Source organism: Aquibacillus koreensis, assembly GCF_025154055.1.
GTDB lineage: Bacteria > Bacillota > Bacilli > Bacillales > Amphibacillaceae > Aquibacillus_C > Aquibacillus_C koreensis.
In genome coordinates this window covers 119,173-128,454 of the sequence record NZ_JAOALK010000043.1, presented here as the reverse complement: position 1 = coordinate 128,454, position 9,282 = coordinate 119,173, and the positions used below count along the sequence as shown (strand labels likewise).

Here is a 9,282-nt window from a genome sequence, read left to right as displayed (position 1 = left end):
AAATCTTCACTGGTATATTGTGATCCCAAGTCAGAGTGAAACACTACTCCATCATTGGGTTGTTGTGTGATATAAGCATTGTCCAAAGCCTTTAATACTAATTCTGTTGTCATCGAGCGTGAGAAAGCATAACCAATAATCTTCTTCGTGTGTAAATCCATCACAGAAGCTAAGTAACACCAACCATCTCTTAACGTGTTAATGTACGTAATGTCTCCAACCCACTTTTGATTTATATTTGTGGTGTTAAAGTCTTGTTTTAATATATTGTCTCTTTCAATTACTGTTTCTTTGCTTGGTGTAGGTCTAAATTTCTTAACAATGATAGAACGGATACCAGCCTTTTTCATTAGGCGCTGTACACGCTTGATACTTACGTTATAGCCTTCTTTTTTTAGAGATTCATAGATTTTATGTGCTCCATAACGCTGTTTACTTTCTGCATGAATATCCTTTATACGCTCAGTTATTTCTCTATTTTCACGATCACGATTAGACTCCACATGCTTTTTCGTTTGATAGTACGTGCTTTTGGACACACCTAAAACATCACACATTTGTTTAACAGAGTGATCATCTTTATGAGCATCGATGACAGTGGTTAGTTCAGCAAGTGTTACTTCTTCGCGAATATGGCCATAGCCTTTTTTAAAATGTCATTCTCCTCCTGCAGCTTAAGCATTTGCTTTTTCATCTTAGCAATTTCATCAGCTGTAACAGTGTCACCATCTTCTGTTTTAATCGGAGAGAACTTCTTAATCCATGCATAAATAGTTACTTCAGATACGCCATATTCGCTGCTTAAGTCTTTAGCTGAACTTCCAGAATTATAAAGATCTACTATCATTTTTTTAAAATCTTCATTATATTTTTTGCCTGTATTTTTGTTTCCCATACGGACACAACCTTTCTTCTATATAGTGTAACAAATCTATAGAAACTTAACTAAGGTGTGTCCATGAAACTATTCTAGCATCATAACAAAGGTATTACGGAGATAATAATGATAGAAAATACTCCGATAATAAGTAAAAATATAAAGGTTATAGAATATACTCTTTTGATGTTATATCTTTCTAAGTAATTAATTAATGGACTAATTAAATAATAACAAACAGTTGCCATCATAATAGGTAATAAAACAGTTTTAAATAATACCTCTATAGGAGTAAATATGAAAGAAATTTCTTGATAAACTAGGATATTTATTCCAATTAATAACAGAATGATTAAGAATAAGAAAAAACGATTACTTAAAATAAAGCGATGCAGAATACTATTACCTAATAACTTCCCCACTTCATTTTTCCCCCAGTTAAAAGATTACTTAAATATAGTTATATCATTAGATCAATAATCATACAATAGTGGTTAATTTACTAGTAAATGTAAAAACAAGCAGGTACATAATTTATACAGTAAGTATAATGTTGTGAAGTATCCTCAATTAAATTTTTAGATGAAAAAATTTATGAATTAGCAGTAATCAGTAAAATACCATAGCAATCAATGAATGTTTATACGGAATAGGTTTACAATTGGAGTGCATCTATTAAAAATGCCATTTGACAGAGTAGGATGAAAGTTAAGTATATAGACTTGAAAAGTATATACTTTATGACATTCTTTGTTTCCCATAAGTCTATAGTAGCTGGATTAATTAATAAATATAACGAATTCAAACTTCCATAGGGCGATTGTAGAAGAAGTTCAGAGTGATTTGCTGAACAGTATGGTTGTACTGTTCAATAAAAAATGTTATTACACAATTGGCATGAGTTGCGGAAGACCAAAGCCTAATCCTCCTTTACTAGAAGTTAGGCTTTATTATTTTAAAATCGTTGTCGTTCTTCTATTGGTAAACAGGGTGATAGCCTTTGGTGTATTTCGTGGCAACTGCTGGTAAAAAACATAGCACAGATGGTATATTCTTTTGGCTGTAATCAAAGGAAAGAGCTACAATTAAAGTAGCTCTTTTATACTAAGGAATGTGATCATAATATTTAAGTGTTGTAATTAATCCGTCAACCATAATTTTGTAACTGCCTCCGTTTTATCTTCTTCATTAGGAGCAGCATACCGCATAACCATATCTGCATTTGCGTGGCCAGATAATGCTTGGACAACGCTAAAGTCCTCCCCATTTCTTACAAGTTTTGTAATGAATGTGTGTCTGAAAGCATGTACATTAATATCATATTTTTGGAAAATATGTTGAACAGTTCGTTCAGAAATTCGTTTATTCCTGTTTGAAAGAAACAATGCCCCATGCTGGTCCTCACGAAATTCTAAATATTTTTGGAGAGCTCTCCTAGTCTCAGGAGATAAAGGAATTTTCCGTTCTTTATTACCTTTTCCGTACCTTATGGTTACGGACCCTTTTCGGTCAGTAATTTCTATGTCTCTACAATCAAGGTGTACTAATTCATTTAATCGCATTCCAGTGTTTATTAGTACCTGAGCAATTGCAAAGTCTCTAACGTTTCCAGAACGATCAATCTCACGAATGATCTTGTTCACTTCATTCCGGTTAAGCGATTTCGGTGCTTCATTTAACAGATTGGGTGGAGAGATTACAGATATGTCCTCAATGTTTTCTTCTTTTTTAGCCCATCGACTAAAATGTTTTATCGAACTCCAATGTTTGTTGATCGTGGTAGCTGCATATCTCTTGCTGACAAGATAATCTACATATTGTTGCACATCAGTTCGAGAGTAATCTTCTAAACTTGTGCCAGCACCATCTAGCCATGTGCTGAATTGATATAGGCAGAAAGTATAAGTTTTTATCGTTTGTTGGGATTTTCCCCTTAGTCCTTCTTGAAGATATGTGTCTAACACAGAATCACCTCGTTTTTAGGTTAATTTATTCCACGACAAAATTTTCTTGAGTTAATAGCCGATTTGGATATTGAAAATAATCAAAATCAAGTCTTTTATTACGTGGAATAGTAATTCCACGACGTTTTTCTACGACATTCTCCTTTCCTTTCTTTAGTAAGGTTTTTAAGGGTTTTTCATCATCATGATTCAATTTTAGAGTCCAAAGTCCTTTAAAATGTAAACATATATCATGAAATACTTACGCTAAAAATTTGAAAAGGAATTTTAGGTCACATAATATGTAGCTGTAACCATTGAATTAATTGTTAAGAGGAGTTGATAAAGAAGAAAAATCAGAGAATTTCATTAGACTACTAACAAAAATACCATACTCCTCCTTATAGAGAGGAGGGATACGATGGTTAAAGAGAAAAATATTTTAGAAGAAAAAATTAGTGTTTGTTTGGATCAAGTGGGTTTTAATAAAAAACCAAAAAAGAATGAGGTCATGCAGATTTCAGAAAGGATTGCCAGTAACTCTGTTAACTTATCCATTGAGGAATTAATGAATAGTGTAACAGTTCCAAATGCTAGATCTTTTACACCGGCTCTATTTAGTGATGGGCAGAGGTTAAATCAAAGTTGGAAAAGTCAGCAGGTCTTCGCATTGGATATAGATTCAGGATTACGGATCGGTGAGGCAATCAAACTTAGTGCGGAATGGAAAGTGACACCTACCTTCATTTATTCAACTTTTAGTCATACGGAAGAACACCAAAAATTTCGCATAGTGTTTATTTTGGATGAAGAAATTCAGGATTTACGAGTTAGGAATGTCATTCAAACCGCATTAACAACCCTGTTTCCTTCATCAGACAAAAATGCTAATGACGCAGCGAGGATTCTTTTCGGAGGGATGAAAATTGAATTTGTCCATCGTGGAATTGTTAGCGTTCCGCAGATTTTAGATGCGGTAGTACACAAGATAAAGTCTGGCTCAAATGCAACAAGGGAAATGAAGAAATTCTGCAAGGCATCAGGACTGGCACTTCATAGAGGATATCCTCATTATAAGAAGGCTGAAGAGAAAGACTTGCCGATTAGCGATAATAATTCTTTGTACATATCTAAGACAGAAAACCGCACCAATACTATTAATTACTATAGTACGCGTGCAAAAAATAGTCATTATTCATATTACTTGGTGTTCTCTAGGGATTCTTTTCAAGATGATAAAAGTTTTACACATGAACACAAGTTTTTTCGTGAACATGAAGTGAAACTGATACGAAACTTTCCTTTTGAAAATCTAAAGAAAAGATGCAAACTTTATCGGAAAGGGATTTCAGGAGATTATTGGTTGTATCATCATGAAATGTTCGGGCTAATGACCAATTTGTTAAATATTGAGGGAGGAAAATCGAAAGTAATAGATATCATTAACTCCCGAAAGGATTATCTTAACAAAAAAGAAGAGTGGTCATTAATGATGAACCAGATTAAGAAAATGAATTATACACCAACAAGATGCGATACTTACTGTCCTTTTGCTGACGAATGTATCCACTCGAACAATATGATAGAGCAAGGTAAACTGCCAAGGGGAAGTGTGCAAGTACTGCAAGAACCTCAATTTCGAGAAGTTGACGAAGTATATAAGAAATTAGAAGAGGTCTTGGAGGACATTATGTATAATAAGGACCAAGGTGTCTATGTAATTAAAGCACCAACGGGTCTGGGTAAAACAGAAGCAATTGTTAACCTCGCACAAGAAAATAGTTTCAGCATTGCGTTCCCTACTCATAAATTGAAAGAAGAAGTGTCCCAGCGTTTAAATGCTAAAAGTATTGAGCATCTAAAAGTCCCAGAATTACCTTTGTTGGAAGAACCATTCTCCGATAAAATTGACCATCTCTATAATATCGGTGCATATAAGACCGTCAATAAATTTTTAAGGAAAATTTCGAATGAAAACGAGGAAATATCTAGGTTTCTTAACGATTTGGAAAAGGTGAAATCTGCAAAAGAGGAGTTGCTGCTTACCACTCATCAGCGCTCCATTTTTACAAATGATAATTCAAACTCAACGGTTATTTTTGATGAGGACCCGATACCTAATCTATTCCCTATCTCTCATATGAAGGTGTCTGATCTTGTATTTGCTTTTACAAAGTTGCAGGATAATGAAGGGAATAAGGAAGTCATCCGTACATTACAGCATATGATAATGAACGCACCATATGACATAGTTCAAGAACGGTCATCGTTTTTATTGCCATCGGTAAGAGAACTTGAACAAACCATTGTAGAGGAATCAACCATCAGTTCAAATGTTTTGGGGTTTCTAAATTGTGATTATTTCCTTAAGAAAAAAAATAACAATACAGATTACATATACTTTATCCAAAGGAATCAACTTCCTTCGAGTAAAAAGACAATTATATTAAGCGCCACTATTAACGAACAAATATCTAAACTAGTGTTTGGCGAAGAAGTAAAGTTTGTTGATTTAGGATTTGTAGAGCCAAAGGGTAGTATGCTACAGGTGACATCAAAGAGTTTTAGTAGATACACAATCAAGGAAAACCAACAAGTGCTACAGCGGCTGGCTGAAAACCTTATGAAACGATATAACCCAAACAGTGAGGTAATTACATACAAAGATTTCTTTAATTATGAGAAGAAAGAAGAGATATATTTCGGTAATACCGAGGGAATAGATGATTTAAAAGGGGAGAATATAACTGTAATTGGAACCCCACATCTTAATCCAATTGCATATCTATTAATAAGTGTGGCCTTAGGCTACCGCATGGGTCTAGAGGAAAGTAGAATGGAATACATACCTGTTGAAAGAAACGGTTTACGATTCTACTTTACTACGTACAGCAGTGACACTCTGTTAAAAGAAGTCCAATTCTACCTTGTAGAAAGCCAATTGCTACAGGCAATTGGACGAGCGAGAGTAAATAGATATCCAGCAAAAGTTCTTATTTTAAGTAATCTACCAGTGGTGGGTGCGGAATACATATCATTTTCACAAAAGGAATTGATAGAACTTATGAAGTAAGGGAAATAAATGCAGCCAGCTTATCAAAAAAGCTGGCTGCATTTTAATAAGTAGCAATCATTATTTTCATTATAACTATTATAATCATAAAAACTATTAGTGATTATTAAAACAGTTAATAATGAATACTAATTGTTCATTTTTTTCATTTTTTTCGGGTGCAATCATTTTTTTCACAGAAGCCCCCCCTATACATAAAGGGTTTATTATCATCTTAGGCATATAAAAAAAGAATAAAATAGAGGACGCCCAAAAAGGGTTAACATTTAATTTAATTTGCCCATAATGGTCCCAGAAGGGCGAAAATAGTCTTTTTTAAGATTTAAGAGGACCGGTATGGATGTTTAATATTGATCGTTAAGGTGGGTGCTTCTAGAAATTGATGTCGCAAATTTAGCAATATGAACAGGAAAAATGGAAGAAAATGTTTTTATCTACGAATTTCATAAAATTTTTTTTGAAAAAAATTTATTAGAAAAAGGCACATTGATAAATCAGAAAGAAGGTTGATATATAAGCAATCCATTTTAAAAAAAGACATATTAATACTTCTAATATGGAAAAAAATGTTTTTATCTACGAATTTAGGCGCGCTTTCAGGGGTTGTCAAACAAAAGAAAGGTGTAATATACTTCTTATCAATCAGCAGCAACTTGAAAATGATGTTGAATTGTTGATTAAAATTTTAGATAGGAGGTGTTCAAAATGAGGAAAATTATTAAGGGTAAAATTTATGATACCAAGAAGGCAAAATTAATTGCTGAGTATAGTAATGAGTTACCTTCTACTGATTTTAACCATCTATATGAGGATCTATATTTGACTATATCAGGGCAATTCTTCTTACATGCTCAAGGAGGACCGCTTACTAAATATAGTGAGTCTAACGGAAACGAAACATGGGGAATTGAAACTATTAGTCTACTAAATTATGATCAAACATACGCTTGGTTAGAGAAACATGATAAAGTCGATGAGATTGAGACTTATTTCTCAAAAATGATTGAAGAAGGTTAAGAAAGTAGAGAGACAAAATGAGGGGTCACATTCACAACTATAAAAGAGGAGGAGATGCTTTGAAAAAGCAAACTAAAGCATTCGGTTACTTTTTAGTAGAAAAGGAATTTGCCGAAAGCAATCATGAGTATTATCAACAAATCTTTAAAGGATTTGAGGAAATTTGTAAACATAAAAATTTAAAACTAGTAAAAGTCTATGAAGATAGATTTTCTGATGAAAGTAAACCGCAACCTACTAAAGAACTTTGTAAACTTATAAGAAAAAAGAATAAGGGTGACTATCTCATTAACTTTGCGTTAGGTCGCTATATGATTATGTCACCAGATGGTCAACTTGAAATTATATAGATATTTGCGGTATCTATATAACCTTATTATCAGATTGATAATTTCTTGGTTACACATATAGTACCACAAGGTTAATTTCTTGTGAAGAGGAAGTTGAAAAAAACTTTAAGAAACTTATCAAACATTTTGCTCTTACCCAGCGCTTTGGTAAGAGCAAATAAAATAGCAAACTTAAACAAGGGGGAGATTGAATGAAAAAGGCCGTTGGATATATAAAAGTACGAAAAGACATTACAAACAGTCTATTAAATAAGTTAGTAATAGAGGGTATGAAGGAAATTTGTGAACAAAAAAATTGGGAATTGATCGATGTTTATCAAGATAAAGTTACTCAAAATGCTAGCCCTAAAAAGGCATCCAGAAGACTACTTCAAGAAATGAAAGATGGTAAAAGTTCTGCAGAAGTGACAATCATATTTTGTTACGGAAAGTATGTAATTTATGGACCTGACGAAATTGACTTTGTCTTTATGGAGGATATGGAAATAGGTGAAGCAGTAGCGAAAGAACTTTTTATCCACAATATTATGAACGCTTAATCATGTATTTAATAGGGTGGCTTTCATGAGAACAGCTACCCTTAATTAAAAGGAGGTAATGAACGATGTTTAAAAAAGCAATGGGATTAGTAATATATGACCCCGAAAAATCAAATAAAATAACCATCTTCAAGAAGTGTAAAGAGATTTTAGAACTTAGTAAGGCAAAGGAACAATACTTTACAGAATTCGTTTTTCGAGAAGATCCATTAGAAAATCGTTTTCCATCAGAAGAAATAGGTGAAGAAATGTATAGATTAGCAAGCAGAGAATATGGAGTTGAAATCTATATTATTCATGATAAAGATCAAACACCTCATGAAGAACTGGAAACTGACCAAACTCTGAACCTAGGGATAAATAAGGAAGGCTTAATAGAGTATTTGGAAAACGAGGCATCAACAAAAAAGAACATTAAAAAGGCAGTGGGTTTTGTATTGGCTGACTTCAAGAAATCAGACAATGAACTAATTGGCTCATTATGTGATGAGGTAAAAAATCATTGTCAGGAAAACAATAAAGAATTTCTTGGTTTCTTCTTTATCGATGACGATATAGAAAACCCTATTACCAAGGAATCTTTTGCTGCCGAAGAACTAATCATATTCATCAGTCAGGAACGTGGTATCGATGTTTTTCTTGTGCATGATAAGCCAATGTATTCAGAGGAAATGCGTTGGAATAATGTTGGACCATTAGACAATCAAATTGACGAACTAATTGAAATCATTATTGGGGGTGCGGGCAAGTGAAAAAAGTCATTGGATATGTAAGTGTAAAGCAAGAAAGCAGGAATCACCCATACCACAAATTTGTTATGGAAAGTTTCAAAACTGTGTGTGATCAAAATGGGTGGGAATTGGTTAAGGTGTATGAGGATGTTTGCTCTTCTCCAAAAGAACCAAGAATTGCACAAATTCAAATGCACAATGATTTAGATAGGAGAAATGACATTGATATATTACTCCTTTATGCTTTCGGAAAATTAATGGTTATGGAGACTTCTGGAGGCAAGAAAAGAATGAGGGTGGCAAAATGAGTAAAGCAATTGCTTATGTTATGACAGTAAAAGAACAATCTGACCAAAATAATGTAAACAGAACTAAAAACAAAATTCAAGATTTTTGCAGAGTCCATGATATCAAACTCCTTAATTTGTTTGAGGATATTGTAGATTATGAGTTTCATAACCCGATTAGAAATGGTTACGCTGGGAAAGAAATGCTGAATTTCGTTGAGATGAATTCAAATAACATTGACTTCTTTCTGGTCAGTGATCTAACGGATTGTGTAGAGGAAGAGGAATGGGAGCAATTAAGGGCATTTTTTTTAAAACATAATATTGAAGTTGTTGAGTTACTTATGTGGGAGAAACTTAGGCCAATTATGGACCCTAAGTTAAGAGAAAAACTCGAAAAAGAAATAGCAGACATAGGGTGGCAGCTTAAAAGATAGCTGCCACATAATGATAAAGAGTCACGGA

Annotated in this window: 8 protein-coding genes and 1 pseudogene; 7 read left to right on the top strand and 2 right to left on the bottom strand. The window is 33.4% G+C overall.

Annotated elements, in window-relative coordinates; genetic code table 11:
* Positions 1-895: pseudogene (locus NYQ66_RS12405) on the bottom strand (IS3 family transposase); the annotation flags it as partial.
* A gap of 1,121 nt (positions 896-2,016) precedes the next feature.
* Positions 2,017-2,841, bottom strand: a complete 825-nt coding sequence (locus NYQ66_RS12400) for a tyrosine-type recombinase/integrase (protein WP_259869943.1) — start codon at positions 2,839-2,841, stop codon at positions 2,017-2,019.
* Positions 2,842-3,241: 400 nt separating this feature from the next.
* Between NYQ66_RS12400 and NYQ66_RS12395 the strand changes: the two genes are divergently transcribed.
* From NYQ66_RS12395 to NYQ66_RS12365, 7 genes are all read left to right on the top strand, one after another.
* Complete coding sequence (locus NYQ66_RS12395) at positions 3,242-5,893, top strand: hypothetical protein (RefSeq protein ID WP_259869942.1); 2,652 nt, start codon at positions 3,242-3,244, stop codon at positions 5,891-5,893.
* A gap of 705 nt (positions 5,894-6,598) precedes the next feature.
* Complete coding sequence (locus NYQ66_RS12390; protein WP_259869941.1) at positions 6,599-6,910, top strand: hypothetical protein; 312 nt, start codon at positions 6,599-6,601, stop codon at positions 6,908-6,910.
* A gap of 59 nt (positions 6,911-6,969) precedes the next feature.
* Positions 6,970-7,260 (top strand): hypothetical protein, encoded by a 291-nt coding sequence (locus tag NYQ66_RS12385; RefSeq protein ID WP_259869940.1) that lies wholly within the window; start codon positions 6,970-6,972, stop codon positions 7,258-7,260.
* Positions 7,261-7,451: 191 nt separating this feature from the next.
* Positions 7,452-7,799, top strand: coding sequence for a hypothetical protein (locus NYQ66_RS12380; protein ID WP_259869939.1), 348 nt, complete (start codon positions 7,452-7,454; stop codon positions 7,797-7,799).
* A gap of 65 nt (positions 7,800-7,864) precedes the next feature.
* A complete protein-coding gene (locus tag NYQ66_RS12375) occupies positions 7,865-8,551 on the top strand; it encodes a hypothetical protein (RefSeq protein ID WP_259869938.1) in 687 nt (228 codons plus the stop codon).
* Entirely contained in the window at positions 8,548-8,838 is a 291-nt protein-coding gene (locus NYQ66_RS12370) for a hypothetical protein (RefSeq protein WP_259869936.1), read from the top strand. The genes NYQ66_RS12375 and NYQ66_RS12370 overlap by 4 nt, the downstream gene beginning before the upstream one ends.
* The gene (locus tag NYQ66_RS12365; protein WP_259869935.1) at positions 8,835-9,254 is read left to right on the top strand and encodes a hypothetical protein; all 420 of its coding nucleotides are present in this window, start codon (positions 8,835-8,837) and stop codon (positions 9,252-9,254) included. Before NYQ66_RS12370 ends, NYQ66_RS12365 begins: the two co-directional genes overlap by 4 nt.
* The last annotated feature ends 28 nt before the right edge of the window (positions 9,255-9,282 follow it).